Below are 25,364 nucleotides of genomic sequence, written 5' to 3'. Positions count from 1 at the left end.
CACAAAAAAAGACTGCTGTCTTGCTTTTTGGCAAGATCGCAGCCTTTTTTCTTGGGGACTTTTTTTACAGCCCCTTTTTTGTGCTTATTTTATTGTAGTTTCAAGTCCGTTGACCTCTATCTCAGGGTCATCAAGATTGATTATAAGGCACTTTCTGCCATCGACTATCTGAGTTTTTACCTTGTCAACTGCGTCCTTGCCAATATTTACGGTTATGCTTGGAGCAGAAACTACGGTCCTTTTCTCCACAAGGTTTACCGCTGTGAGTGGCTTCCCGCCAGCCGCAGCGTCAAAAACTTTAGGAAGATTATCAAGCTTATCCTGACTAACTCCAGCTTCCCACAGAATGGACGAAAGTTTATGTTCGTCAATTGTCGGTATCTCAGTTTCATGAGCATTTTGGTCAACAAATGTGGAAATCTTGTCATTCACAGCAGTGATAAGATCATAGTCAAGCTCATCGCCCACAACGCTTGTGAGGATATCCTTGAAAGTTTCCTTTTCGTTCTGACAGGTCATTGAGAACTCACAACCCAGAAGCTCTTCCACAACGGAAGTGTTCGGCTTTTTGGCGTTTTTCGTGTAGTAAAGCACTCCGTTGATATCTGGTGCACGGTCATTGAAAATAGGGAACAGGAAGCCGTCACTTGGCAGTTCAACAATTCTGTCGCATGACTCTTTCTTAGCGATAGAGTTGTCCTGCTCATCATACACAAGCCCGTCAATACGCAGGTTTACAGGGCAAAGCGCCGTCACTATAAAATTGTAATCGGTGTCAGCTTCGTCCTCAAACTCGTCCATTTTGTTCTTTTTCAGCACAGAATATGTACAATGTGCCATGAAAATAGTATATGTAGACACATACTCCACCTTTTCAACTATGGCGTTGAGAAAATTATCAACCTTTTCCTCATCAAGCAGCTTGCTTTGCAATGTTTCATACATGAAAGGCTGTGCGCCACCCTCAAGATATGCGTCCTTCGGAAACGAATATTCCAGCAGATTTTTGCCGATAGAACCGCTGAGTACCTTTTTCAGGTTTATCATTATCAGCTCCGCCTCGTCCTGCGGAATAGTATTGTAAAGCTGATTGGTCTTGCACTTTATGTTTTTCTCAGCGTCCACAAAAGCCGTAACAACGTGGTTTACAGTGAAAAAGCCACAATCGTCATTAAAATTTTTCTTTATTTCATTTATTTCCTTTTTATTCATATTAGCATCCTCCTGAGAAAGTGTACAATTATTATAGCACAAATGTACAGATTTTTCAAGAGCCACAGACAAAAAAATCCCACAGCCGAAACTGTGGGATAATTGTTATTAAACTGGGTGAACCTTATTTTCAGCGTCTGAGTGCTTACCGTCAACGCCGTACTTTCTATCACGTCTGTCCTTGAAGAACTTAGGTGCAACCTTAGGGAACATTGCATATGTGAGGATATCTTCCTCCTGCTCTGTCCACTCAGCAGCCTCTTTCTTCATTGTTTCAAACTCTGGCTGGAGAAGGTCAGCAGGACGGCAAGTGATAGGCTCTTCGTCGCCAAGAATCTTCTTCTGGAACTCAGGGTCGATAGCAACTGGTGTCTTACCGTACTCACCCTTAACAAGTCCCTTGAACTCCTTAGTTACTGTCTTGTATCTCTCACCCATGATTACGTTAAACACAGCCTGTGTACCAACGATCTGTGATGTAGGTGTAACAAGTGGTGGATAACCTGCGTCCTTACGAACCTTTGGAACTTCCTTGAGAACGTCGTCAAGCTGATCTGCCTTGCCAGCCTGTTTCAGCTGTGAAAGGAGGTTTGAAAGCATTCCGCCAGGGACCTGATACAGAAGTGCATTTGTATTTGTAGCGAGCATTGAAGGGTCAAGCAGACCATTGTCGATGTACTTCTTTCTGAGTTTCATGAAGTAATCTCTTATCACGTTGAGCTTAACAAGGTCAAGACCTGTGTCATACTCAGTGCCCTTGAATGTAGCAACTATAGACTCAGTTGGTGCATGAGATGTACCAAGAGCAAGTGGTGACATTGCTGTATCAACGCCGTCAACGCCAGCCTCAACTGCCTTGAGGATACACATAGATGCAAGACCTGATGTATAGTGTGTATGCAGCTGGATAGGAATTTTAACTGCTGACTTGAGGTCCTTAACAAGTGTTTCAGCCTCATATGGAGTCAGAAGAGCCGCCATATCCTTGATACAGATAGAATCTGCACCTGCATTCTCGATCTGCTTTGCATAGTTCATGTAATACTCATGAGTAAATACCTCGCCAAGTGTGTACGAGATAGCAACCTGAGCGTGACCATTTTCCTTCTTAGCAGCCTTGATAGCTGTTTCAAGGTTTCTGATATCGTTCAGTGCGTCAAAAATTCTGATGATATCAATACCATTTGCAATAGACTTCTGTACAAAATACTCAACAAGGTCATCAGCATAGTGACGGTAGCCAAGCATATTCTGACCTCTGAAAAGCATCTGGAGCTTTGTGTTAGGCATTTCTTTTCTAAGTATACGAAGTCTTTCCCATGGATCTTCATTTAAGAATCTGATACATGAGTCAAATGTAGCACCGCCCCAACACTCAGCAGAATAAAAACCAATCTTGTCGATCTCAGGAAGTATCTCACGCATATCGTCCATTGACATTCTTGTAGCGAGAAGTGACTGATGAGCGTCACGGAGGACAGTTTCAGTTATTTTAAGCTTTGCCATTTTAAATCGATCCTTTCGTTATTTTTCAGGAATGTTATTAGCCGATAACAGCAAGAACTGCACCAGTCTCAACAGCAGAGCCCTTAGTTGTATTAACGCTCAGTACCTTACCGTCGCAAGGAGCGTTAACGTCATTTTCCATTTTCATAGCCTCAAGTACGCAAATAGCCTGACCAGACTTAACAGTGTCGCCCACAGCTACCTTGATGTCAAGGATAGTACCAGGCATTGGAGCTGTTACCTTTGTGCCATCCGCAACAGGTGCAGCGGCTGGAGCTGGAGCAGCAGGAGCGGCTGCAACAGGGGCAGCGGCTACAGGAGCAACAGCGGCACTTCCGCCAACTTCTTCAACTGCAACGTCATAAGCTTTTCCGTTTACTGTAATATTATATCTTTTCATCTTAAAAAACCACCAATCTTTTTAATTTGATATGTTTATCACAACTGAATATTGCTGTGTTTCTTAGGCAGTCTGGAAATTCTCTTTCCTGCCATTACCTCGATAGAATCCATAAGTGTCTGTCTGATCTCGTTCTTAGCGATTATGCCGTCAACACAGCCGTTCTTTGCAGCAACAGCAGCAGAGGCATTCTCCTTAGCGAACTTATCAGCAAGAGTGTTTCTTGCTGCAGTAAGATCAGCAGCACCCTTAAGCTCGTCATGCTGAAGGAATTCAACAGCAGTAACAGGAGCAAGTGCAGAGATAACAGCGGTATCAAGAGCAAATGACAGGTCAGCATTTGAACCCTTGCCGGCAAGAGCGATGAATGCAGGACCATAAGCCTTACCTGTAACAACAGCAAGTTTAATAGTAGTAGCCTCAGCGTAAGCGTGGCACAGCTTAGCCATATCCTTCACAGCACCGTAAGCCTCAGTATCATCATCAGCCTTAAAGCCCTCTGTATCAACAAAAGTTACAACAGGGATAGCGTAAGCGTCACAAGTTCTTACAAATCTTGCGATCTTTGAGCAATCAGCAGACGTAAGCTTGTCGCCTGTCTTGTTAGTAGCAACAACGCCGACTGTAGCACCGCCAAGTGTTGCAAGTGCTGTATAAGAAGCCTTGCCATACTCAGCATTAAGCTCAGTTACACTTTCACCATCGCAAACAGCCTTTGCAATGCCGTCAGCGTCATCACCAACAGCCTCAGTTGGATCAGCAAATTCATACATTGGTACTGGTGAAAGGTTGTTCTGTGGAAGTTTTGTAAGTATATTCTTTGCAGCCTCAACAGCAGCCTTATCGTCCTCACAAACAACAGCAGCAGTGCCGTTTTCAGCAGCATTTTCAGCAGAGTTCTTTATGTTTGCATTTGGTGCAACATAAAGCTCAGCATCCTTTGCGATAACAGTGAAGTCAGCAGACTCAGCGAGCATTGCTGCACAGCCTGCACAAGTGCCAGCGACAACAGCTATCTGAGGAACAACACCTGAAAGGTTAGAAGTCCACATAAGCAGTTCACCATAAGCATTGAGAGCCTTTGAACCGTCGCTTACGTCAGCACCATAAGAATCGAATATTCCGACAACAGGAACTCCTGTCTTAGCAGCAAGGTCATAAACCTTTGCTATCTTCTTTGCCTGTGCCTCTGTCAAAGCACCGTCCTTAACAGTCACGTCCTGAGAAAAAGCATATACAGGATTACCCTCAACATAGCCAAAAGCAGTAATAACTCCAGCAAGGGAGTCACCCGCAGCAGCATAAGCGTCAAGCTCTGTAAATTTTCCTTCGTCAAACAAATATGTCAGCCTGTTTCTTGCAGCAGTAGGAGTCTGCGACGCAGCTTTAAGCTCAGCAAGAGTAGAAATTGAATCAGACATACAGTTTCCTCCATTCAAATAATTTTTGTGATAAAATAACGCAAAACTACTGGATTTTATCATATTTATACACTTAATATTATACTATTTTTTCGCCAAATTTACAAGAGTAAATTGACCTATTTCCGCATATTTTACGTTTAGTAGCATAATCAATATCGATACACGCATATTATTAAGCATTTTGCACAATAGCAAAGGGCCTCCTGACAAAAAGAGACCCTCGATAAGCGTTATTTTTTGGTGATAGCATTTCTTAAAGCCCTTAGCTCGTCAGGTTTAAGCTCTCTATACTCACCTGGTTTTAGCATACCCAGTTTAACCGGACCGATGGCAGTGCGCTTTAGTCTTGCGACTTCAAGTCCCACAGCTTCGCACATTTTTCTTATCTGACGATTCCTGCCCTCATGGATAGTCATTTGAAGCACAACCCTGCCAGGCTGTTTGTCGAGCACAACAACTGAACACTCCTGTGTCATTTTGCCGTCTATTTCAACTCCTGAAGCAAGCTTTATGAGCTGCTCATCGTTTATGTCAGGTCTTACTGTAACACGATAAGTCTTAGCGACATGCCTTGAAGGGTGCATGATATCATTGGCAAAATTTCCGTCATTTGTGAAAAGTAACAGTCCCTCTGAGTTCTTGTCAAGTCTGCCAATAGGATAAACTCTTTCAGGCACTTTTGTTAGAAGCTCGGTTACGCACTTTCTATCAAGCTCATCGCTCATTGTGGTAACATATCCTCTTGGCTTATGGAGCATGATATAATAAAGCTGTCTTTTCTTGGCAACATATATTTTTTCCCCGTCAAGGGTGATTATATCCTTGCCTGCCAAAGCCTTGTCGCCAAGCTTGCAAGGTCTGCCATTGACCTTTACCCTTCCCTGTGAGATATACTCCTCTGCCTTTCTTCTTGAACAAACACCACTGTCAGACATTATTTTCTGTATACGAATCTTTTCCATATTTTCTCCTTATTTATGTACGGCTCACATTGAGCCGTTATGCAAACAATTTTTTCAGCTTATCTAGATAATAGTGGAATATATCTGGCTTTTCAGGCTCTGCAAGCATCGCATCTTCCACCGCCGTGATATCCGTTCGGGCTATTTCCACATCATTGTAGTAAAACAATGCCAGCCCTATTTTATCTCCACTTTTCACAGGCGCATAAACAAACCTTGGCAGATATATCTTTATCTTGACTTTGTAAGCCCTGCCGTTCAAAAGCACTGCACTTGTATGCCCTACCTTACATTTCACACTGTCGTTCACTCCGCCAACAACTGCAACATCAAAACTACTTTTATCCAGTGGAAGCTTCTGTTTAGATACAAAATCAAAGCAATAATCATAGAGCTTTGAGTGATCATTCCAATCATCAGGAGCATTCAAGGTAACGCATATAAGCTCTTTATTCTTTCTGTCACAGGCTGAAACAAGACATCTCCTCGCCTTGTCCGTAAACCCCGTTTTTACGCCCACAATACCCTCACAGCTTTTTAAAAGCTTGTTTGAGTTAATTAGCCAGCGGTCATACGGTGGGTTTCCATAGCACAACTCAACCTTTTCAAGGTGACATATAGCCCTGAAATCTTCATTTTTCATTGCTTCCGCTGCAAGCTTTGCCATATCCGCTGCAGTGGAATAATGCTCATCTGTATCATCATCAAGCCCTGACGGCGTTACAAAATGAGTATCATTAAGCTCCAATTGTTCAGCCTTTTTGTTCATAAGCTGAACGAACTTGCCGATACTTCCTGCCACTCTTACCGCAGCAGCATTTGCAGCATCATTTCCGCTTGGAAGAAGCATGCCACAGCATAAATCGCGTAGAGTGACTTTGTCACCATCTTGAAGACCCATGGACGAGCCTTCGACCTTTATAGCTTCGCTGTCTACCACGAACTGCTTGTCAAGATCTTCACCACTTTCAAGCACAAGAAGCACAGACATTATTTTGGTAGTGCTTGCCATCGGACGCCTTTCATAGGCGTTTTTCTCGAACAGCACATCACCTGTTTCACCGTCTATAACTATAGCACTCTTCGCGGATATCTCACTGAGATCGTCAGCGCTGACATTCATACAGCAAAAGCACATCATCATGACCGTACAAATAAATACCGTCACGCATTTCAAACAAACCACACCCTTAAAATCAATTTCAAGGATTAGTTTGCTCACTTGTGCTTTTAAAATTCAGTAAAATTATTCCTCGTCTTAGTCCTCGTCGTCAGACTTTTTGCCAAGAAAATCTGTTATCTTATCTATTACCTCAGGTACCATATTTATGATAGCGTTTTCCTTTGTCGCATTCATTGAAAGCTGTAAAAGCTTTGCTTCGCCCTTGTAAACAGCGATAAAAGCGATAGGCTGGATAGTTACTCCTCCTCCTGAGCCACCGCCGAACGTTTCCTTTGTGCTTTTTGTTGGCAAGTCGGAGCCACCCGATGCAAAGCCCACTGATATCTTTGAAACTGGGATTATAGTAGTACCATCTGCGGTAACGATAGGCTTGCCCACAACAGTTTCGCAGTCTGCCATTTCACGGACCTTGTCCATTGCAGTTTTAACAAGTCCCTCGATCTTTGTACTTTCGCTCATTTTTCTCAACCTTTCGTATTTCAATTTGTTGCTTTAACTTCATTCTTCTTAGCCGCAAGCTCTTTACTGCGGCGCTTGGCAGCACGCTTTTTCTTACGTCTGCCTGAAAGATATATTTTAAGAAAATTAACGCCCGTGCAAAACCCTATTGCTATAAAAGTGCTTGGTCTTACCCTGACTAGGGTATGAACGTCATATCCGAACTTTTTTTCATCAAAAATGCAGTTCACATCAGCTTTTTTAAGCTTTACTGTAAAAACACCCGCAAGTATTGCAATGGTATTGAAAAGCCCTGCCTGCACCTTGCCGTATAGCATAGCCGCTTCGTAAGCGTCCTCTTTTCCAACGTCAAGAACTATCCTTGTGTCTGTAAAGCGTATAGCTTTCAGAAGCTTTTTGAAATATTTCCAGCCCATTGGAATATAAGGCTTCACCTTTTTATACTGCGCTTTCAGCTCATAGAACTTGCTTTTTTTCTTTTCTTTAGATTTGGAAACCGGCTTCTTTTCACCCTTATCCTTTTTATGAAAAAGCTTTCCGGCAAAGCCCTTTTTCTCCTGCTTCACAGTTATTTTCTCGGGTTTGTCCTCTGCACCAGCTTCAACATTGGTATCAATATCAATATCAGAGATATCTTCCTGCTTATCCTCTATCTCAGCCACGCTGACATTTTCATCTGCTTCATTATTTTCTATTTTTTCAGGCTTAGCTTCAACAATTTGCTCGGACACTTCTCCTGTTTTATCAGGCGTATCATCAATCTGTGGGATAGGTAAGCTTTCTTCAATATTGTCCTCAAACTCCTCAAAATCATCAAAACTATCCTCAGGCAGTTCAGCTTTTTTTGATCTTTTCTGTTTTTTCTTCTTAGGCTTTCGTGGATAAATGTCAAAAAACATATACCGCACTTTAAGATCAAAGCCTTTTTTATTCAGATCTATCTGTGCCGTAATGGAAAAATGCAGCAGGATAACAATAACCGCTATAATACCAAGCAGTATCCATAAAACAATTATCGTTATCATCTCCCCTCACGGTCATACTTTATTCTTCCGTATCATTCTCTTTTGTTATCTCGTCAATGGTTATCTGCTCCTGCTTATCAGGGATAGGCGGCAGATCGTCCAGGCTTGACAGCCTGAAACAACGGAGAAAATTGTCCGTCGTCTTGTATGCAATAGGTCTGCCAGGCAGGTCAAGTCTTCCCGCTTCTGCAAGCAAACCCTTATCTACGAGAGAATTTACAACTCCCGAGGAGTCAACTCCCCTGACGTGTTCGACAAAGCCCTTTGTTACAGGCTGATTGTATGCGACTATTGTCAGCGTCTCCATTGCCGCAGGGCTAAGAACAGAGTTTTTCTTTATCTCCAAAGCCGCCTTAATGAATGTCGCAAGCTCTTCTTTTGTGGCAAGCTGATATGACCCATTAAGGCTCAGAAGCGTAATTCCGCTTTCAGCCTTGCTGTATTTATCCGCCAAAGAGCCAAGAGCTTCCTCAAGCTGATCTTTGACGATACCAACTGCCTCGCATAGCTTCTCGCTCTCCACAGGCTCTCCGCTTGCAAAAAGCACAGCCTCGACGGCTGCCTGTATATTTGAATGTTCCATAGATTATCCCTTTTCTTATTTTATCCGTAGCACCAGAAATTATTGTCTCCGTCATCGCCCACAGGTGAATATCCCCAATAATATCTTCTTTTTGCCCAGTAATTAGGCTTGAACACTGTGTCAGGGGTGATATCCGCAAGCTGTTCGATTAGCCTTATCTCCTCCATAGTGGCTTCATCAGGCTGTTCGGACTCAGGCTTTGCCATAGTAGGCTCGGTATATAAATCAATACTGTCTATCTTTTCAGATATCTGCTCCATTTCTGCCATGACCTCCTCAGCTGACTTCACAGGAGCATACGCCGCAATGACTTCACCTGATATGCGCTCGGATTTTGCAGATATATACCGCTTTAACTGAGAAGCTTCTTCACGCTCTGCGTCAACATCAGCAACTTCTTCTATCTCATCTGCAGGCTCATCGTCAAGTATATTTTCTATAGGCTCAGGCTCGGGGACAGCTTCTGTCGTTTCGCTTTCGATAACAACAGGCTTATCGAAGTCGGACTCGACTTTTCCGTTCTTTGAAGCCTTGTTGAAAAAAATCTTTGAGTTATCGTCATTGAGAAATATCCTGCCAGACTTTGTAAGCTCCAATATAGCAAGAAAAGTAGCGACTTTCTCGCTTTTCTCCGTCATGCCGTCATAAAGGTCGCCCATATCGCATTCACCATGCTTATATAGTCTTTTAAGGACATGGATTATCTTCGATGTGACCGATACTATCTTATGTGAAACTATCGGCTCGAACATCTTCGCTTTCAGCGGAACGCTCTCACGGGCTTTCTTTGATATGCCCATATAAGCGTCATAAAGGCACTGAGGGTCATGCTCACGGGTATAGGTCTTGTTTACAGGAAGCTTTATCGCCGTCCTTATAAAAACAAGGTCGCCAACGTAAACTTCACGGAGAGTCTGTGCCGCCTGTTTGCACAGAGAATACTCGATGATCCTGCCTTCAAGCTCTTTTTTAAGCTCTTTTGACTCCTCGTCATGAGGCAGAAGCGAACAGGTCTTTATGTATATAAGGCGTGCCGCCATTTCAAGAAAATCAGCGGCATCCTCATAATCCTCGTGGTCAAGATCATTGATATAGTCCATATACTGTTCAAGGAGCAAAGATATCTCAATATCGTAAATATTCAGTTTGTGCTTGCTGATAAGGTGAAGAAGCAAGTCAAGCGGTCCTTCAAACATATCCAGCTTGAACTGAGCAGCACTCATTTACGTTTTTCCTTTCATGAACAGTTTTATTTCAAAAATATCGCTTTTAGTATAGGGTCAACCCAGAACGTAAGCTTATCCATTATCCAGAACATACCATTTTGCAACCAACCTATAGGCGTATCAAGAACGCCTGTTACAACAAGTATCATAAATGCAATAGCGATATAGTTCTGATACTGCGCCATAAAGCGATCTACCTTACTGCTTGTAAAGTAAGAAAGTATCTTCTGACCGTCAAGCGGCGGGATAGGTATAAGGTTGAACACTGCAAGTCCCACGTTTATAGCTGTAAAGTAATATAATATAAGCGACACATAGTAAAGAGCTATAGAATAATGCACTATATAAAGCACATAGAAAAGCTTATAAAGAACTATTCCGATAAGTCCCATTATGATATTTGAAATAGGACCTGCGGCTGCCGTGAGTGCCATGCCCTTCCTATAATTCTTAAACCTGATAGGGTTTACCTGAACAGGTTTACCCCAACCAAAACCTATGAAGAATATGCACAATGCACCAATAGGGTCAAGATGTGCAAGAGGGTTAAGGGAAAGTCTCCCCTGATAGCGTGGGGTATCATCCCCAAGCTTTGTTGCCGCCCATGCGTGAGCGTACTCATGGATAGGTATACACATGAAAATTACGATGAGCTTTGCACCGTAATCAAGAATTTTCTGCGGATCCATATTTTCATGACCTCCTGTCATTTCAAAACAAAATTACACAAATCACAAGTGTAATTATACACTATTTTCAATGAAATTTCAAGGCATTTTGTCTTTATTTTTAATCGAAAACTATAAATATATACGATTTTACGGAAATTTCAAAAAAAATCTCAAAAAGCTCTTGCAATTTCTTTTCAGTTATGCTATAATATTTAATATTGTGAATAATAGTATTGCATTTTTAAGGGTAAAGGAGGTGCAGCGTAATGGCAAAATGCGAAATCTGCGGTAAGGGCGTTACTTTTGGTATCAAGGTATCACACTCACACAGAAGAACAAACAGAACTTGGAAGCCAAATGTAAAGAGAGTTAAAGCTGTTGTAAACGGCACTCCTTGTCACATTTACGCTTGCTCAAGATGCCTGCGTTCAGGTAAGGTAGAAAGAGCTTAATGCTTGAATATTCCAAAAAATCGACTAGCTTCGCTAGTCTTTTTTTTATGCTTTTTAAGATACAAAAAAACCGGAGCCGAGTGTCATACTCTGCTCCGATTTTTATTATGCAGCGTGTCTGCCAAATGTTCTCTTATTCTCAGGCGGTGCAAAAACAGAATTAGCACCTGACGATGAATTGTCACTGTTCATATTGTTGTTACTGAAACCGTGGTCGGTCTTATATATCATATCATAGTAGATTATAGCATTGGAAATGTTAATTCGCTCCTCGGCATAATTTGAATAGTTACTGATATAATCCTCGTCCACAACACCATCGTTTATTCGTGCGTTACAAGAATCCTGACAGTACGTTTCATTCACAGTGGTCTTGAACAGACCCTGATTGTCGTCCATATACACTGGGTTAGGATCATCTTTATATACTTGATTGCATGACACCGCCGTTGCCACATTTTTGTAATCCGTAAGATCAAAATATGTGTTTTTCTGGCTATCATAGTAAACAGTATCTGTTACAAAATTGCCGTTTGGGAAGATAACAACATTTTCCTCGTTATCAGCAACAGAAAAGATATCATGACCAAGTGCATAGACATTTGAGAAGCCAAACATATTTCCAAGTGTTGGCTGAACGTCATACATACCCATTATCTGCTTGACCTCTGTAGGCTCATATCCGCCGTCTTTCGACCATATTATGAACGGCACTTTTCTGTTAAGATTGTAGTAGAAATCGTCAACAGGAACATAGCCCTCGTCATCCTCAGTAAGAACAGAATCAGTAAATGGATTATAGTTGAAATATCGGTCATACTCCTCTGCCTTTATCTTTGCGTCATGGTCACCATAAATAACAACTACAGTGTTATCAAGAAGTCCTGCATTGTCAAGTTCTGTCATGAACTGACCGATAGCCTGATCTGCATAGTGAACAGACTTAAAATAAGATCCAAGCTTTGTACCCTCAAGGAACGGTGCAGATTTTTCCTCATACATTCCGTCCTCTTCGTTGTACATCTTATACTTGAAATCTACCTCATAGTCGCTCACACGCTCAATGTCAGTAAACGGCGTATGGTTTGTGAGCATAAGGAACGCACCATACCACTTATCATGCTCCTTGTTTATCTTCTCGATCTTTGGCACTGCCTGTCTGAAGAACGATTTATCTGACAGACCAAGACCAATAGTTTCATCAATGTTAAAATCTTTGTTATAGTTAAAGAAATCATCATAACCAAGGGAATGATGCAGATTAAGTCTGTTCCAGTAAGAGCCGTTGTTGCCGTGCATACTGAAAGTATAATAGCCCTTCTTCTTAAGCATTTTCTGGGTAGTTGTGTAATCTCTGTCCCAATAGTTGATAGCAACTGTACCGCTTGAAGCTGGCATAAGTGAAGAAGCAAAGGTAAACTCGCTATCTGAGCTTGTTCCCACGCTCTCTTGAGCATAGAAATTTGAGAAATAAAGACCCTCTCTCGCAAGCTTGTTCATATTAGGTGTAAGCTCTTCTCCGTTTATATATGTATCCATACAGAATTGCTGAAAACTTTCAGCATGGATAACTATAATGTTCTTATCCTTGAAAATATTTGTGTACTTGTTACTCTTTTCGGAAGTTTCTTCAGTCTTTGACTTATCGTCATAGAACTTATTGAAAACCTCCTCGCTTTCCTCGTAACCAAACATCATATTTATTTTCGCATGAGTGCAGGAAATAACATCGCTGAACTGATATGTGTAAAGACCAAAAGTGCCAAGAACATATTCTCTGTTCCACTGCTTAGCAAGTCTTGAATAATCAGTGCCGGTAAGTGTTGAGCAAAATATTCCTGCAAGACCTATGGAAACACAAAATGTTCCAAGAGCATATCCACGGCGCTTTCTCTTTTCCTTGACCTCGGTGATATAATCTCTTGTACGTCTTTTAAGAAGTATGTACACAACTATGATCACAGGGATATCCCACAGGAAAATAAGATCCTTTGGTTCCATGATGTTCTCAGTAACAGCGTCCATTACTCCGCCGAGCTGTGAAGCCGTTGAAATAAGCGATACTGAGATAAACGACTTATAATTTGTATAGTATATAGAATTTGCCGTACAAAGAATAGAAAAAATTATGGTGAGTACAAGCAAATATACAAATTGCTTTCTTGGCTTTTTAAACACATATGAAATTAGAGCAAGCAACAGTATAACTGCCATATCAGCCATGAGCGGTTTTATCTGGCTGTAATTAAACTTAACAGTAAATGCTCTAAGAAGAAATCCATTCAGAACAGATGCAAATACAAATGTTAGAAACAAGATGTTATCCTTCAGGTATCCGCCTATTCCACTGCGGATCTTTGTTATGACCTTATTCATTTATATCTCCTTTTCAATTTACTTTATTCAGTCGCAAAGAATATTGTATAATTTTTTCTGATAAAAGTCAAGCATATTAAAACCTTTTCAGTGAAATACACAAAACTTTCCTCAAACAAGCCAACTAATTTAAAGGCAATATTCCTTGAACAAAGTATATTTTACTCCCATTGAACCTTAATGTCAACAAATTAAGCTGAAATTTCAGCTATTTTTCACTTTTGTAATAATCGTGTAAAACAATTTACATTTTATGTATGTTCAAATAATTTAACTGTACAATAATCTCAATGTGCTTTTGTTTATATGGAATAAATATATTAAAATCGACAAAGTTTTTTGTCAAAAATCAAAAATAATTGAAAATAGTATAGAAATACATTATAATATGAATGTCTGAGCATAACAATGATCACGGAGGAAAACAATGATAAAACTTATTGCAACTGACATGGACGGCACTTTGCTTGACGATAACAAGCAGCTTCCCAAAAATTTTGACAACATAGTAAAACGGCTGTTTAATAAAAATATCAGATTTGTTATTTCAAGTGGCAGAAGCTACTGCACGCTAAAAAAACAGTTTTCTGAATATCTTGACGACATGACATTTATTTGCGACAATGGTGCATATGTTGTTGATAAAGGAAAACTTCTTTCGGTTTCAGTGTTGCCAAAGGATACCGTTAAAGAAGCTGTTAGATTTTGCGACAAATTAGGACTTACAGTCCTTCTTTGCGGAAAAAATGGCACATGGCATAACTCAAGAAATGATAGTCAGCACCAAGAAATAGCTTCATACTATGTAAATCAAGTAAAGATGGAGGATCTCACCCTTGTCGACGATGATATTTTCAAGATAGCCGTTTTTGAAGAAAGCGGCATTGAAAATGACGGCTACTGCAAGCTTGAAGAACGCTTCGGCGAAAATTTCAACGTGCAGCTTTCAGGTAAATACTGGACGGATATAATGAATAAAGGCGTAACAAAAGGCACTGCACTGCGAACCATAGAAAACCGCATTGGAGTACGATATGAAGAAACCATGGCTTTCGGCGATTATCTTAACGATGTTGATATGCTCAACAATTCTTACTACAGCTTTGCAATGTCAAATGCTCATGAGTCTATTAAAAAGGTAGCAAATTTCATGACAGGCTCAAACAATGACAACAGCGTTATGAAAGAAATCGAAAAACACTGCCTTGCATAAATAAAACATAAACAAAGCGATCTGACCAAAAATCAGACCGCTTTTTCTTATAATCTCATTTTAAAATCATCATAGCCGAACTCTTTTATAAGCTCCAACTCGCCGTCAAGCTTTTGAAGATATATTGACGGCAAAGGCATTCCGTTGAAAGTGTTGTTTTTACACATGGAATATATAGCCATATCACAGAAAACAAGCCTGTCACCCTCTTTAAGCGGCTTATCAAAGGAATAATCCCCGATTATATCTCCTGCAAGACAGGTCGGACCGCCAAGGCGATATGTGTAAGCCTTTTCGTCTGCCTGCCCTGAACCGATGATATTCGGTCGGTAAGGCATTTCCAGAACGTCAGGCATATGACAGGCTGCTGATGCGTCAAGGATAGCAAGATCCATGCCGTTTTTAGCCGTGTCTATCACCTCTGAAACAAGATATCCTGCATTGAGTGCAACAGCCTCACCAGGCTCAAGATAAACCTGAACACCATATTTGTCATGAAGATAATTCACACACTCGATAAGGGTATCTAGGTCATAGTCATCACGGGTTATGTGATGTCCACCACCAAGATTTATCCATTTCATATTGTAAAGATACTTTCCGAACTTCTCCTCAATATGTGGTATCGTTCTTTTTAGCACATCAGAGCCTTGCTCACACATAGTATGAAAATGCAGACCATCTATGCCATCAATAAGACTGTCATCAAAATTATCTAAAGTTGTTCCGAGCCTTGAATTTTTGAAGCATGGATTGTAGATATCTGTTTCGATCTCCGAATACTCAGGATTGCACCTTATTCCACAGGATATCTTCCTGTCGCTTTTTTCAACAATGCCCTTGAATTTCTGCCACTGTTTTGGTGAGTTGAACACGATATGATCGCATATCTGAACAAGCTCATTCATGTCCTTTTCTGTGTATGCAGGAGAATAAACATGAACTTCTCCGTCAAACTCTTCCCTGCCAAGCTTTGCCTCATAAAGACCGCTGGCGGTAGTGCCTTTCAAGTGCTGTGATATCATAGGATATGTGCTATACATGGAAAAAGCTTTCTGTGCCAAAAGTATTTTACAACCCGTTTTCTCCATGACATTATCCAAGATAGTCAGATTTTTTAGAAGCTTTGCTTCGTCAACAACATAACAAGGGGTTTTCACCTTAGAAATATCAAACATTCTTTTCCTCCACAGCTCATCTATATGAACCATCGTTGATAAAGTTTACTGTAATATTTTTGTTTTTCATTCTTGCGTCCATAAAAACACTAAGAACACCCTTGGCAAATTCAAGACTCTCCTCAGGAATATCGTCAAAGTCATGTATCATTATTTCCAATGGCTCTTCGACTTCACATAGCTTCTCATAAAGCTTGTCGCCGTTAGCTATAGAATCCATATCATGAGCAAGCGCCTTGCTGACATATGGGTAAAACATATCAGCATTTACCATTTTAACATCGTCTATCATCAATATCATTTACTCGTCCCCCATAAATTTTACTGCTGTTCCGTATGCAATCACCTCAGCCGCGCCTGCCGCAATAGCAGATGAAGCATATCTTATATTAACTACTGCATCAGCACCCAATTGTTCAGCTTCAACCACCATTCTCTTCGTGGCAAGAGCTCTTGCATCATTCATCATCTCATTATAGGCAGTAAGTTCTCCGCCAACAAGATTTTTAAAGCTCTGCATGATATCCTTTCCGACATTTTTGGTCTGGATAGTTGAGCCTTTGACAAGCCCAAGCATTTCAAGCTTTTTGCCAGAAATATAATCAGTATTTACTAAGATCATCATCTTCGCCCTTCTTTATTTCTTTTATACGCTGAATAAGCACCGTTATCGCAACGCCTGACAGCAATGCAGGAACTACCAGAGCAATTATCTTTGCAAGCATAGGAACACCATTCATATATGCAAAAATAACGCCAATAGCTATATAATAAATAGATATCAAAGCAACTATCACAACTGGTGCTATCATTTTTTTTGTTTTGGTTTTCACTTTTCGTCACCTTTAATCAAAAACCATTTTCTTTTTGCCGTTTTTGTTTCGTGGATACTCTCTTATCCTGATGATATTGGCTGTATTCACGATACTTTCGTTTCGGTCATCACCCTGAGTAACACTCACCCAGCCATCGCCTATCTCTTCAAGTGTGCAGTCTATAACTGATGAAAGCGAGCCTCCCTGCGAAACTGTATAGACAAGCACCTCTTGTCCGAGATATCTCGCAAAAGCTTCTTCGATCTTCATTTTTTGTTCTCCTATTAGTCAACAAGAACAGGATCAAAGTTCTCTGTCCAAGGCAGACCCCACTTGTTAAGTGCGTCCATGAATGGATCCGGATCAAACTCCTCTATATTGTGTACGCCCGGCTTTTTCCACTTGCCTGTGAGTATCATCATTGCGCCTATCATTGCAGGCACGCCTGTTGTGTAGGAGATAGCCTGTGAACCGACTTCCTTATAGCACTCCTGATGATCGCATACGTTGTAAACGTAATATGTCTTGTCCTTGCCGTCCTTTTTGCCCTGGAAGATACAACCGATATTTGTCTTACCCTTTGTTCTTGGACCGAGTGAAGCTGGATCAGGAAGAACTGCTTTAAGGAACTGTAGCGGTACTATCTTCTTGCCCTCAAAGTCAATAGGCTCGATAGATGTCATGCCCACGTCCTCAAGGCACTTAAGGTGTGTAAGATAGCTTTGACCAAATGTCATAAAGAAACGAATCCTCTTGATACCCTTGATGTTGAGAGCCAGTGATTCAAGCTCTTCGTGGTGGAGAAGATACATATCCTTTTCACCAACCTGATCGAAGTTATAAACTCTCTTTATCTCCATTGGCTCAGTTTCTACCCACTCGCCGTCCTGAATATAAGAGCCCTTTGCGGAAACTTCTCTTATGTTTATCTCAGGATTGAAGTTCGTTGCGAATGGATAGCCATGATCGCCTCCATTGCAGTCGAGGATATCTATATAGTTTATTTCATCAAAATAATGCTTCTGAGCATATGCACAGAAAACACCTGTTACACCTGGGTCAAAGCCAGATCCGAGAAGCGCTGTGATACCAGCCTTTTCAAATCTCTCTCTATAAGCCCACTGCCACTTGTATTCAAACTTTGCAGTGTCCTCTGGCTCATAGTTTGCTGTGTCAACATAATCTACTTTACACCCAAGACAAGCGTCCATAATGTGAAGATCCTGATAAGGCAGAGCCACGTTGATACAAATATCAGGCTTATATTCTTTCATGAGAGCCACAAGCTCAGGCACGTTGTCTGCGTTCACCTGTGCAGTTGTGATATTTGTCTTTGTCTTATCCTGAAGCTCCTCCTTGAATTTATCGCACTTTGACTTTGTTCTGCTGGCGATACAGATATCAGTAAATACCTCGCTGTTCTGACAGCACTTGTGTATAACTACACTTGCAACTCCGCCTGCACCGATTATCAATGCTCTTGACATATTAGATCATTCCTTTCTAAATTTATTATCAACCGCAATCCCAATTATAAATAACATCATCAAAATCGAGATCTTTAAGCCTTTGTCTGTTTATAAAAAATCCGCAGATACCTGCATCTCCCCACATTATCTTCTCATCGCCATTGCCGAAATCGCTGTCAAGCTGCAAAAGCAAAAAGTCATACTTGGTATCTTCATTACGAGGGTCCCACTGCGTAAAAGCAGGATAGCCACCTATCTTATGACCATAAGCGTTCTGATAGTTCTGCTCATAAGCCTCTATCTCATCAGCAGGAGCGATATCCATGTCCATAAGAGAATTTATTTTCTTTTTCGGTTGAGCGGCATTATAGTACTCACAAAACATCTTCTCAAACCTAACGTCAGATTCGCTCATAATGTCAGCACTTGAAGTGAATTTCAAGCCAAACTCGCCATTTACCGGCATACTGTACTCTCCGTCAAGTCCGTTTTCCTTGAACTTGGCTTTGACTTCTTCCTCAGTAACGGTATTGTCGATATCCTTGTGATAAACTATTCTGAACGTATCTTGACAAGTAATATCATCAAAAGACATTCCGTAAACATCATCATTTAATATCCAAAACTGCAAAAGTCCACTTTTAGGAAAATCTTCAATATCAGTCACCTGCGAACAAACTATCTGAGCCAGCAGCCTTAACTGCCTGCCCTTTTTGTCCTCTGGGATAGTGCCGTCATGTGGAACATAGCCAATTCCACCGACCTTGCTCTCAAAAATAGAGGGCTTATTACCTGTCAGTTCTAGTTTCACGCAAGGTGTCAGCGTCTTTTTCTCGACAGCTTTAAGTGCCTGCTCGGCAACTTTAAGTTCTGTTTCGTGGTCTAAAGTTTTCTCCGCTGATTCATTTTGCACATTAACGTCAGTATTCTTTTTCTTAAAAATATCAAATAACCCCATAATTTTCCCCTTTTATTTATAAAAATACAAAAGTATCTCTCTCAGCAGCTTGCAGGCAAGTGCCGTTGAACGTCCTGTCTGATCGTAAACAGGGGAAAGCTCATTCACATCAAAGCCCACGATATTGAGCTTTGCAACTTCCTCCACTGCGAACATAAGCTCCTTAAAGGTAACTCCGCCTGCCTCTGGAGTACCAGTGCCGGGAAACTCTGAGGGATCAAGCACATCAAGGTCAAGTGTAAAGTAAACAGGCTTTCCCTGAAGTTTTTTTACTATGCTGTCAAGTCTGAAGAAGCCGAACTTTTCCATAAAAGTATGCTCTTTCGCAAACTTGAACTCGTCCCTGTCACCGCTTCTGATGCCAAATTGATATATCTTTCCGTCGCCCACAATATCCCAGCATCTATGAAGCACACAGGCGTGTGACTCTTTCACTCCAAGGTAATCGTCCCTCAAATCGGCATGAGCGTCAAAGTGAACGATATGCAGATCTGGATATTTCTCTGCCACAGCTCTAACCGCACCGAGAGTGACAAGGTGTTCGCCGCCTATCATGCAAGGCACTTTGCCGTCATCAAGTATTTCTGATGTACGGCTTTGGATATCCCTCAGTGCGCCCTCAGGATTGCCAAATGGCAGTTCAAGGTCGCCGCTGTCGAACACATTCACATCAAGGAGGTCCTTATCTTGATATGGTGAATAAGTCTCAATGCCGAAGCTCTCATTGCGCATTGCAGAGCTTGCAAATCTTGTACCCGGTCTGAACGAAGTTGTGCTGTCATATGGTGCGCCGAAAAGGACTATCTTTGAATCATCATATTCACAATCACAGCCTATAAAGGTATGAACATTCTTTTCCATACTTCTCTCCTTTAGTCACAGTCCTCAAGTACATCAAGGACGTAATTCGGCAGTGCGAAACAGCCCTTGTGAAGCTCTGTGTTATAATATCTTGTCTTTATGCCGAATTTTTTCCACTCATCAGCCTTAAGGTCATATATAGGGTGAAGATTTTTCGAAGCAAAGCCGAAAAGCCAATGACCAGACGGATAGGTAGGTATATGTGTCTGATAGACCATTGAAACTGGAAACGCACTGCCTATTCTTCTGTGTGTGCGCTTTACCATATCCACATAGGAATCATAATAAGTGCTTTCATGTTGGTTTATCAATATTCCCTGATCTGTGAGCGCCTTTGAGCAGTTGCCGTAAAATTCTTTTGTAAAAAGTCCCTCTCCCGGTCCAAACGGGTCGGTGGAGTCAACTATAATAAGGTCATATTCATTTTCCTTGCGGCGAACGAATTTCAGACCGTCCTCAATATAGAGGGTAAGTCTAGGGTCGTCAAATGCACAGGCTGTCTGTGGAAGATACTCCTTGCACACATTTACTACCTGCTCATCTATCTCCACCATATCTATCTTTTCAATAGTGTTATATCTGCAAAGCTCACGGATAGTTCCACCGTCCCCCGCACCAATAACAAGCACCTTTTTTATCTCAGGATTGACCGCCATAGGAACTGCAGTTACCATTTCATGATAGATGAACTCGTCCTTTTCGGTAAGCATTATAAAGCCGTCAAGCACTAATACCCTGCCAAACTCATATGTGTCAAAAACGTCTATTTCCTGATAATAGCTTTTTTTAGAATAAAGCTGTTTTTTTACACGAATGGTGAAATTAACATCGTCCGTATGTTTCTCAGTAAACCAAAGATCCATAAAATGTATCTCCTCTCTATGAATTTACCACTACGTTTATGTTGTTTATCTCAAGATCCTCCGTACCTGTAAGGAAACAGCCCTTTTCTTTACAGTATGCGATATAATTAAGTATGTCGGAAGTTATCTTCTCACCAGGGGCAAGAATAGGTATTCCCGGCGGATAGCACATAACAAACTCTCCGCATATCATACCGTTGCTTTCTTCGATAGGCACTGATTTTTTCTCGCTGTAGAAAGCTTGCTGCGGCGGTATCTCAACGATAGGATTGATATATTCGTGGTCAAACATTCCTGACGGATCTTTTGAATAAAGCCTTTTAATTTCGGAAAGTGCGGATATAAAACGCTCTATCTCAAGCTCTCTATCTCCTGCGGAAACTATAGCAAGTATATTTCCGATATCACCGAACTCTATCTGAATGTCGTAATCGTCACGGAGAATGTCATAGACCTCAACACCTGCCAATCCCATGGCTCTTGTGTGAACGGAAAGCTTTGTGCTGTCAAATGCGAAGATATCGTCACCGTTTTCAAGCTCCCGACCGAAAGCGTAATAGCCACCTATCTTATTTATCTCTTCTCTTGCATAATCGGCATAGTCAACTGCCTTTTTAAAAAGCTCCTTGCCGTTGAGCGCAAGATTTTTTCTTGCAAGATCAAGGGATACCATAAGCAGATAAGAGCCGCTCGTGGTCTGAGTGAGGTTAATTATCTGTCTTACATAACCCTCTGAAACAGTGTCTGCACAAAGAAGGAGCGATGACTGTGTTAGGCTTCCTCCTGTTTTGTGTATTGATACTGCCGCCATATCCGCTCCTCCCGCCATTGCAGAGCAAGGCAGACCCTCACCAAAATAAAGGTGAGTGCCATGTGCTTCGTCCGCAAGCACCAACATACCATGCTCATGGGCAAGCTTGACGATGCTTTTTATATCAGAGCAAATTCCGTAATAAGTCGGGTTGTTCACCAAAACAGCCTTTGCATCAGGATTTTCCTTGATAGCTTTTTCAACGTCCTTAACGGACATTCCAAGAGGTATTCCAAGTTGTTTGTTTGTGCCTGGATTTACATAAACAGGTATAGCACCGCACACAACAAGTGCATTGATAGCACTTCTGTGAACGTTTCTCGGCATTATTATCTTATCTCCTGCCTTACAGCTTGTAAATATCATCGTCTGGACTGCAGCAGTAGTACCATTTACTATAAAGAAAGCGTGCTTTGCACCAAAAGCCTCAGCGGCAAGCATTTCAGCATCTTTTATCACAGAAACAGGGTGACAAAGGTTGTCAAGTGGCTTCATGGAGTTCACATCGCACTTCAGACAATCCACGCCCAAAAAGTCACGAAGCTCTTTATTCATTCTTCCGCCCTTGTGACCAGGTACGTCAAGACGCACCACTCTGTTCCTCATATGTTTTTTTAAAGCCTCATACACAGGTGCATTATTCTGTGTTAAGTTCAAATCTATCACTACCTTATCAGTATATGTTCATGCCGCTGTATATCTCGATCATCTCACGGCGCAGACTATCTGTTATGTCAAGCCTTTGCTTCGGCGTAAGCTCATATACGTCCTGCTTGAAAAGATAATTCTGCAAGTCGATATCCTTAATGAGAAGCTTGGTATGGAAAATGTTCGACTGGTAAACATTGACGTCTATAGCGTCATATTTAGTCAGCGTATTTTTATCTATATAATCCTGAATCGAAGTTATCTTGTGATCTATAAAAAACTTTTTTCCCAAAACATCTCGCGTAAAGCCTCTTACTCGGTAATCAATAGTTATAATATCAGAGTCAAAGCTGCTGATAAGATAATTCAGTGCGTTTAGCGGAGAAATAGTTCCGCAAGTAGAAACATCTATATCCACTCGGAATGTGGAAATGGAGTTGTCTGGGTGATATTCAGGAAATGTGTGAACAGTTACATGGCTTTTGTCAAGGTGAGCGTGTATCATTTCAGGCACATCGCCGCCTATTTTTCCTTGATTGCACGAAGGGTCGATACTGTCCTCATCGAGGGCTTTTTCAGCAATAAGCACGTTCACAGACGCACCCTGCGGCTCATAATCCTGTTTTGATATATTAAGTATCCTTGCGCCTATCATCTCAGTAACGTCGCAAAGAATTTTCGTAAGTCTCTCTGAATTATACTGCTCGTCAATATAAGCAATATATTCCTTTTGTTCTCTTTCAGTTTTGGCATAACATACATCATATATGTTAAAGCTAAGGGTCTTGGTTAGATTATTAAAACCATACAAAGAAAGCTTCTGCTCCAACCCTAACATCACCCGTCCTTTCGGATAAAATAATCAGCCTATCAAGACTAAAATTATAGACTTGTTTTCATTATACCACATCTCGATCAAAAAGTACATAGTTTTACGCACTTTTTTCATATTTTTTTATTAAGCATGGCATAAGTGTGGCAATAAAATAAAAAAGGTTGAAATCAAGAAGAAAATAGTGTATAATAAGTTCTGATAATTGTTACAGGAGAAATATACAATGTTATTGAATGTTGAACATCTTTACAAATATTTCAATGGGCAAGCACTGCTCAAGGATATAAATTTTACAGTTGAAGACAGAGAAGCCGTTGGACTTATCGGCATAAACGGATGCGGAAAGTCTACCCTGCTTAACATCATTACAGGCAGTGAGGGTTATGACAAGACCCCCGAAGGACTAGGCTCTGTGAATATCGCAGGCAAGGCTTCAATTGGTTTTTTAAGGCAGAACAGCGGACTTAATTCTGAACTTACCATCGGTGAGGAAATGAAGAACGCTTTCGCTCCCCTCCTTGAAACACTGGATAAAATGAAAATCCTTGAAAAGAAAATGGCATATGGCGGAGATATTGACAGTATAAGCCACGAATATGCCGAGCTTTCTTCATACTTTGAGGCTCGGGACGGATATAGGATAGATGTAAAAATAAAGCAGGTGCTTAACGGCATGGGATTTGGCTCAACACCTACAGACAGAGTCATCTCTACCCTTTCAGGCGGTGAAAAAACACGTCTTGCACTGGCTAAGCTTCTTCTTGAAGAACCTAATCTGCTTATACTTGACGAGCCTACCAACCACCTTGATTTTGAAACGCTCATGTGGTTAGAGGACTATCTTAAAGGCTATAAGGGTGCAATAATCATAGTTTCCCACGACAGATATTTTCTAAACAAGGTCTGTACGAGAATATGTGAGATAGAACAAGGCAGGCTCACATCATATCGAGGGGACTATTCCTCCTATCTTGTGCAAAAGAAAATGAACTCAGAGCGTCAGCTCAAAGAATATGAAGCACAGCAAAAAGAGATAGCAAAGCTTGAGGACTATGTCGCGAAAAATCTCGTCAGGGCTTCAACCTCAAAAATGGCGAAGTCAAGACAGCATATGCTTGACCGTATCGAGCGAATCGACAAACCGCTTATGTACTCAAAGCCGCCAAAGATAAAGCTTGAATATGATATTGAGCCAACAAAGGATATCGTGCGAGTTGTTGACTGTCCGCTGGTCGTTGGCGAGGGTGCTGACAAAAAGGAGCTTATAAAGTCACTTACCATGAACGTTCGCCGTGGAGAGCACGTTGCTATAATCGGTGCAAACGGTATCGGAAAAACTTCCATACTGAAACTTATCCAAGGCATTATCCCACACGAGGGCGGCAATATAAGCTGGGGCGGAAACGTGAAGATATCCTATTTTGAACAGGAACACGCTATACTTGATCCCCATAAGACAGTGCTTGAAGAAATAATGGATCGCTATCCAAGATTATCAGAACAACAGGCAAGAAGCGTGCTAGGTGCAGTTCTGCTTACAGGCGAGAATGTGTTCAAGCCTATTTCTGTTCTCAGCGGTGGCGAAAGGGCGAAGCTTTGCTTTGCCATAATGGCTCTCAATCGTGGAAATGTACTTGTGCTTGACGAGCCTACAAACCACCTTGACCTAAGCACAAAAGAAGTGTTGGAGGACGCTTTGGCAGAGTTTGGTGGAACGATAATCCTTGTATCTCATGACAGATATCTGCTCAACAAGGTAGCAAGCAGGATAATAGAGATAAAGCATGACGAGGTGAACTCATACGAGGGCAACTTTGACGCATACAGCGAAGCGGTGAACGCTGCCCGTCAGCTCAAGATGCAGAGCGAAGCAGAGATAAAGCGGGCTGAAGAGGAAAAAGCGTACAAAGAAAACAAAGCAAAACAATATCGCAGTAAGGAACAGCGTGCCGCTGACGCTCAAAAACGCAACCGCATAAGAGAACTTGAAAAGGAGATCGAAGACACAGAAGTTCTTATATTTGAGCTTGAAAATGCCATATCTGACCCTGAGATAGCTTCTGACTACAGCAAAATGAGCGAGAAATGCAAAGAGCTTGAAGAAGCCAAAACCGCCCTTGACCAGAAAATGGACGAGTGGGCTGAGCTTTCCGACCAGCTTTCATAAACAAATTTTCACAGAAATCACCCTTTATGAGTATAATGATACAGCACAGACTGACATTATACATAAG

At 41.4% G+C, this 25,364-nt stretch carries 26 protein-coding genes; 3 read left to right on the top strand and 23 right to left on the bottom strand.

The genetic code is table 11. The features are described from left to right. Window positions 1-84: 84 nt before the first annotated feature. The 11 genes from AB5123_RS07570 to AB5123_RS07520 form a co-directional block, all read right to left on the bottom strand. Entirely contained in the window at window positions 85-1,212 is a 1,128-nt protein-coding gene (locus tag AB5123_RS07570; protein ID WP_302838982.1) for a DUF4317 domain-containing protein, read from the bottom strand. Between the two features lie 108 nt (window positions 1,213-1,320). Next, window positions 1,321-2,718 carry an oxaloacetate decarboxylase subunit alpha gene (locus AB5123_RS07565; RefSeq protein ID WP_022288411.1) on the bottom strand — a complete coding sequence of 466 codons (1,398 nt, stop codon included), beginning with the start codon at window positions 2,716-2,718 and terminating at the stop codon, window positions 1,321-1,323. Between the two features lie 37 nt (window positions 2,719-2,755). Beyond that, on the bottom strand, window positions 2,756-3,118 hold the full coding sequence (locus AB5123_RS07560) for a biotin/lipoyl-containing protein (RefSeq protein WP_117957940.1): 363 nt from the start codon (window positions 3,116-3,118) through the stop codon (window positions 2,756-2,758). Window positions 3,119-3,156: 38 nt separating this feature from the next. Then, on the bottom strand, window positions 3,157-4,539 hold the full coding sequence (locus AB5123_RS07555) for a carboxyl transferase domain-containing protein (RefSeq protein ID WP_256322486.1): 1,383 nt from the start codon (window positions 4,537-4,539) through the stop codon (window positions 3,157-3,159). Between the two features lie 233 nt (window positions 4,540-4,772). Further along, window positions 4,773-5,504 carry a pseudouridine synthase gene (locus tag AB5123_RS07550; RefSeq protein ID WP_368364656.1) on the bottom strand — a complete coding sequence of 244 codons (732 nt, stop codon included), beginning with the start codon at window positions 5,502-5,504 and terminating at the stop codon, window positions 4,773-4,775. A 37-nt stretch (window positions 5,505-5,541) separates the two neighbouring features. Continuing rightward, window positions 5,542-6,672: a D-alanyl-D-alanine carboxypeptidase family protein gene (locus tag AB5123_RS07545; protein ID WP_368364657.1), complete on the bottom strand. Its 1,131-nt coding sequence runs from the start codon at window positions 6,670-6,672 to the stop codon at window positions 5,542-5,544. A gap of 90 nt (window positions 6,673-6,762) precedes the next feature. Then, complete coding sequence (gene ytfJ, locus AB5123_RS07540; RefSeq protein WP_337812579.1) at window positions 6,763-7,146, bottom strand: GerW family sporulation protein; 384 nt, start codon at window positions 7,144-7,146, stop codon at window positions 6,763-6,765. Window positions 7,147-7,166: 20 nt separating this feature from the next. Beyond that, window positions 7,167-8,171, bottom strand: coding sequence for a hypothetical protein (locus AB5123_RS07535; protein ID WP_368364655.1), 1,005 nt, complete (start codon window positions 8,169-8,171; stop codon window positions 7,167-7,169). Between the two features lie 19 nt (window positions 8,172-8,190). Continuing rightward, window positions 8,191-8,754 carry an SMC-Scp complex subunit ScpB gene (gene scpB / locus AB5123_RS07530; protein WP_022288404.1) on the bottom strand — a complete coding sequence of 188 codons (564 nt, stop codon included), beginning with the start codon at window positions 8,752-8,754 and terminating at the stop codon, window positions 8,191-8,193. A 20-nt stretch (window positions 8,755-8,774) separates the two neighbouring features. Next, a complete protein-coding gene (locus AB5123_RS07525; RefSeq protein ID WP_337811882.1) occupies window positions 8,775-9,977 on the bottom strand; it encodes a segregation/condensation protein A in 1,203 nt (400 codons plus the stop codon). A gap of 26 nt (window positions 9,978-10,003) precedes the next feature. Continuing rightward, window positions 10,004-10,669 carry a site-2 protease family protein gene (locus AB5123_RS07520; protein ID WP_038671741.1) on the bottom strand — a complete coding sequence of 222 codons (666 nt, stop codon included), beginning with the start codon at window positions 10,667-10,669 and terminating at the stop codon, window positions 10,004-10,006. Window positions 10,670-10,917: 248 nt separating this feature from the next. On the opposite strand from AB5123_RS07520, the gene rpmB reads away from it, so the two are divergent. Next, window positions 10,918-11,103 carry a 50S ribosomal protein L28 gene (gene rpmB / locus AB5123_RS07515; protein WP_022288401.1) on the top strand — a complete coding sequence of 62 codons (186 nt, stop codon included), beginning with the start codon at window positions 10,918-10,920 and terminating at the stop codon, window positions 11,101-11,103. A 105-nt stretch (window positions 11,104-11,208) separates the two neighbouring features. Here the strand turns inward: rpmB and AB5123_RS07510 are convergent, their stop codons facing one another. Further along, the gene (locus AB5123_RS07510; protein WP_337811883.1) at window positions 11,209-13,479 is read right to left on the bottom strand and encodes an LTA synthase family protein; all 2,271 of its coding nucleotides are present in this window, start codon (window positions 13,477-13,479) and stop codon (window positions 11,209-11,211) included. A gap of 427 nt (window positions 13,480-13,906) precedes the next feature. Here AB5123_RS07510 and AB5123_RS07505 point away from each other — a divergent pair, with 427 nt between their 5' ends. Continuing rightward, window positions 13,907-14,692: a Cof-type HAD-IIB family hydrolase gene (locus tag AB5123_RS07505; protein WP_038671740.1), complete on the top strand. Its 786-nt coding sequence runs from the start codon at window positions 13,907-13,909 to the stop codon at window positions 14,690-14,692. 47 nt (window positions 14,693-14,739) lie between these two features. Here AB5123_RS07505 and nspC read toward each other — a convergent pair whose 3' ends face one another. Genes nspC through speD form a run of 11 tightly spaced genes read right to left on the bottom strand, consistent with a single transcriptional unit; the run spans window position 14,740 to window position 23,136 of the window. Beyond that, window positions 14,740-15,870, bottom strand: coding sequence for a carboxynorspermidine decarboxylase (gene nspC / locus AB5123_RS07500; RefSeq protein WP_117856396.1), 1,131 nt, complete (start codon window positions 15,868-15,870; stop codon window positions 14,740-14,742). Window positions 15,871-15,886: 16 nt separating this feature from the next. Continuing rightward, window positions 15,887-16,171 (bottom strand): hypothetical protein, encoded by a 285-nt coding sequence (locus AB5123_RS07495; protein ID WP_046439728.1) that lies wholly within the window; start codon window positions 16,169-16,171, stop codon window positions 15,887-15,889. Then, the gene (locus AB5123_RS07490) at window positions 16,172-16,492 is read right to left on the bottom strand and encodes a YbjQ family protein (protein ID WP_038673184.1); all 321 of its coding nucleotides are present in this window, start codon (window positions 16,490-16,492) and stop codon (window positions 16,172-16,174) included. It lies immediately after the preceding gene. Continuing rightward, complete coding sequence (locus AB5123_RS07485; RefSeq protein ID WP_022288395.1) at window positions 16,473-16,703, bottom strand: hypothetical protein; 231 nt, start codon at window positions 16,701-16,703, stop codon at window positions 16,473-16,475. The genes AB5123_RS07490 and AB5123_RS07485 overlap by 20 nt, the downstream gene beginning before the upstream one ends. A 12-nt stretch (window positions 16,704-16,715) precedes the next feature. Further along, window positions 16,716-16,955 (bottom strand): hypothetical protein, encoded by a 240-nt coding sequence (locus AB5123_RS07480; RefSeq protein ID WP_117891712.1) that lies wholly within the window; start codon window positions 16,953-16,955, stop codon window positions 16,716-16,718. 14 nt (window positions 16,956-16,969) lie between these two features. Next, window positions 16,970-18,172, bottom strand: coding sequence for a saccharopine dehydrogenase family protein (locus AB5123_RS07475; protein ID WP_337811885.1), 1,203 nt, complete (start codon window positions 18,170-18,172; stop codon window positions 16,970-16,972). A 28-nt stretch (window positions 18,173-18,200) separates the two neighbouring features. Beyond that, the gene (locus AB5123_RS07470) at window positions 18,201-19,112 is read right to left on the bottom strand and encodes a YwqG family protein (protein ID WP_337811886.1); all 912 of its coding nucleotides are present in this window, start codon (window positions 19,110-19,112) and stop codon (window positions 18,201-18,203) included. A gap of 12 nt (window positions 19,113-19,124) precedes the next feature. Next, on the bottom strand, window positions 19,125-19,973 hold the full coding sequence (speB, locus tag AB5123_RS07465; protein WP_117876113.1) for an agmatinase: 849 nt from the start codon (window positions 19,971-19,973) through the stop codon (window positions 19,125-19,127). Between the two features lie 11 nt (window positions 19,974-19,984). Next, window positions 19,985-20,836 (bottom strand): polyamine aminopropyltransferase, encoded by an 852-nt coding sequence (gene speE, locus AB5123_RS07460; protein WP_038671730.1) that lies wholly within the window; start codon window positions 20,834-20,836, stop codon window positions 19,985-19,987. Window positions 20,837-20,852: 16 nt separating this feature from the next. Further along, complete coding sequence (locus AB5123_RS07455) at window positions 20,853-22,304, bottom strand: aminotransferase class I/II-fold pyridoxal phosphate-dependent enzyme (protein WP_368364653.1); 1,452 nt, start codon at window positions 22,302-22,304, stop codon at window positions 20,853-20,855. A gap of 16 nt (window positions 22,305-22,320) precedes the next feature. Further along, window positions 22,321-23,136, bottom strand: a complete 816-nt coding sequence (gene speD / locus AB5123_RS07450; RefSeq protein ID WP_171028812.1) for an adenosylmethionine decarboxylase — start codon at window positions 23,134-23,136, stop codon at window positions 22,321-22,323. A gap of 217 nt (window positions 23,137-23,353) precedes the next feature. Between speD and abc-f the strand changes: the two genes are divergently transcribed. Beyond that, window positions 23,354-25,297 carry a ribosomal protection-like ABC-F family protein gene (gene abc-f, locus AB5123_RS07445; RefSeq protein WP_038671726.1) on the top strand — a complete coding sequence of 648 codons (1,944 nt, stop codon included), beginning with the start codon at window positions 23,354-23,356 and terminating at the stop codon, window positions 25,295-25,297. Window positions 25,298-25,364 lie beyond the last annotated feature (67 nt).

It is taken from the genome of Ruminococcus sp. RTP21204st1_B2_RTP21204_210225 (assembly GCF_040914135.1).
In the GTDB taxonomy this organism is placed as follows: Bacteria; Bacillota; Clostridia; order Oscillospirales; family Ruminococcaceae; genus Hominimerdicola; species Hominimerdicola aceti.
Note: the sequence above shows the minus strand (reverse complement) of the source record. Positions and strands in the feature narration are given on the sequence as shown.

Excerpts from the sequence above, each read along its gene's own strand:
- AB5123_RS07570 (WP_302838982.1), bottom strand. The coding sequence starts at position 1,212 with ATGAATAAAAAGGAAATAAATGAAATAAAGAAAAATTTTAATGACGAT.
- AB5123_RS07565 (WP_022288411.1), bottom strand. The coding sequence starts at position 2,718 with ATGGCAAAGCTTAAAATAACTGAAACTGTCCTCCGTGACGCTCATCAG.
- AB5123_RS07560 (WP_117957940.1), bottom strand. The coding sequence starts at position 3,118 with ATGAAAAGATATAATATTACAGTAAACGGAAAAGCTTATGACGTTGCA.
- AB5123_RS07555 (WP_256322486.1), bottom strand. The coding sequence starts at position 4,539 with ATGTCTGATTCAATTTCTACTCTTGCTGAGCTTAAAGCTGCGTCGCAG.
- AB5123_RS07550 (WP_368364656.1), bottom strand. The coding sequence starts at position 5,504 with ATGGAAAAGATTCGTATACAGAAAATAATGTCTGACAGTGGTGTTTGT.
- ytfJ (WP_337812579.1), bottom strand. The coding sequence starts at position 7,146 with ATGAGCGAAAGTACAAAGATCGAGGGACTTGTTAAAACTGCAATGGAC.
- AB5123_RS07535 (WP_368364655.1), bottom strand. The coding sequence starts at position 8,171 with ATGATAACGATAATTGTTTTATGGATACTGCTTGGTATTATAGCGGTT.
- scpB (WP_022288404.1), bottom strand. The coding sequence starts at position 8,754 with ATGGAACATTCAAATATACAGGCAGCCGTCGAGGCTGTGCTTTTTGCA.
- AB5123_RS07525 (WP_337811882.1), bottom strand. The coding sequence starts at position 9,977 with ATGAGTGCTGCTCAGTTCAAGCTGGATATGTTTGAAGGACCGCTTGAC.
- AB5123_RS07520 (WP_038671741.1), bottom strand. The coding sequence starts at position 10,669 with ATGGATCCGCAGAAAATTCTTGATTACGGTGCAAAGCTCATCGTAATT.
- rpmB (WP_022288401.1), top strand. The coding sequence starts at position 10,918 with ATGGCAAAATGCGAAATCTGCGGTAAGGGCGTTACTTTTGGTATCAAG.
- AB5123_RS07510 (WP_337811883.1), bottom strand. The coding sequence starts at position 13,479 with ATGAATAAGGTCATAACAAAGATCCGCAGTGGAATAGGCGGATACCTG.
- AB5123_RS07505 (WP_038671740.1), top strand. The coding sequence starts at position 13,907 with ATGATAAAACTTATTGCAACTGACATGGACGGCACTTTGCTTGACGAT.
- nspC (WP_117856396.1), bottom strand. The coding sequence starts at position 15,870 with ATGTTTGATATTTCTAAGGTGAAAACCCCTTGTTATGTTGTTGACGAA.
- AB5123_RS07495 (WP_046439728.1), bottom strand. The coding sequence starts at position 16,171 with ATGATATTGATGATAGACGATGTTAAAATGGTAAATGCTGATATGTTT.
- AB5123_RS07490 (WP_038673184.1), bottom strand. The coding sequence starts at position 16,492 with ATGATCTTAGTAAATACTGATTATATTTCTGGCAAAAAGCTTGAAATG.
- AB5123_RS07480 (WP_117891712.1), bottom strand. The coding sequence starts at position 16,955 with ATGAAGATCGAAGAAGCTTTTGCGAGATATCTCGGACAAGAGGTGCTT.
- AB5123_RS07475 (WP_337811885.1), bottom strand. The coding sequence starts at position 18,172 with ATGTCAAGAGCATTGATAATCGGTGCAGGCGGAGTTGCAAGTGTAGTT.
- AB5123_RS07470 (WP_337811886.1), bottom strand. The coding sequence starts at position 19,112 with ATGGGGTTATTTGATATTTTTAAGAAAAAGAATACTGACGTTAATGTG.
- speB (WP_117876113.1), bottom strand. The coding sequence starts at position 19,973 with ATGGAAAAGAATGTTCATACCTTTATAGGCTGTGATTGTGAATATGAT.
- speE (WP_038671730.1), bottom strand. The coding sequence starts at position 20,836 with ATGGATCTTTGGTTTACTGAGAAACATACGGACGATGTTAATTTCACC.
- abc-f (WP_038671726.1), top strand. The coding sequence starts at position 23,354 with ATGTTATTGAATGTTGAACATCTTTACAAATATTTCAATGGGCAAGCA.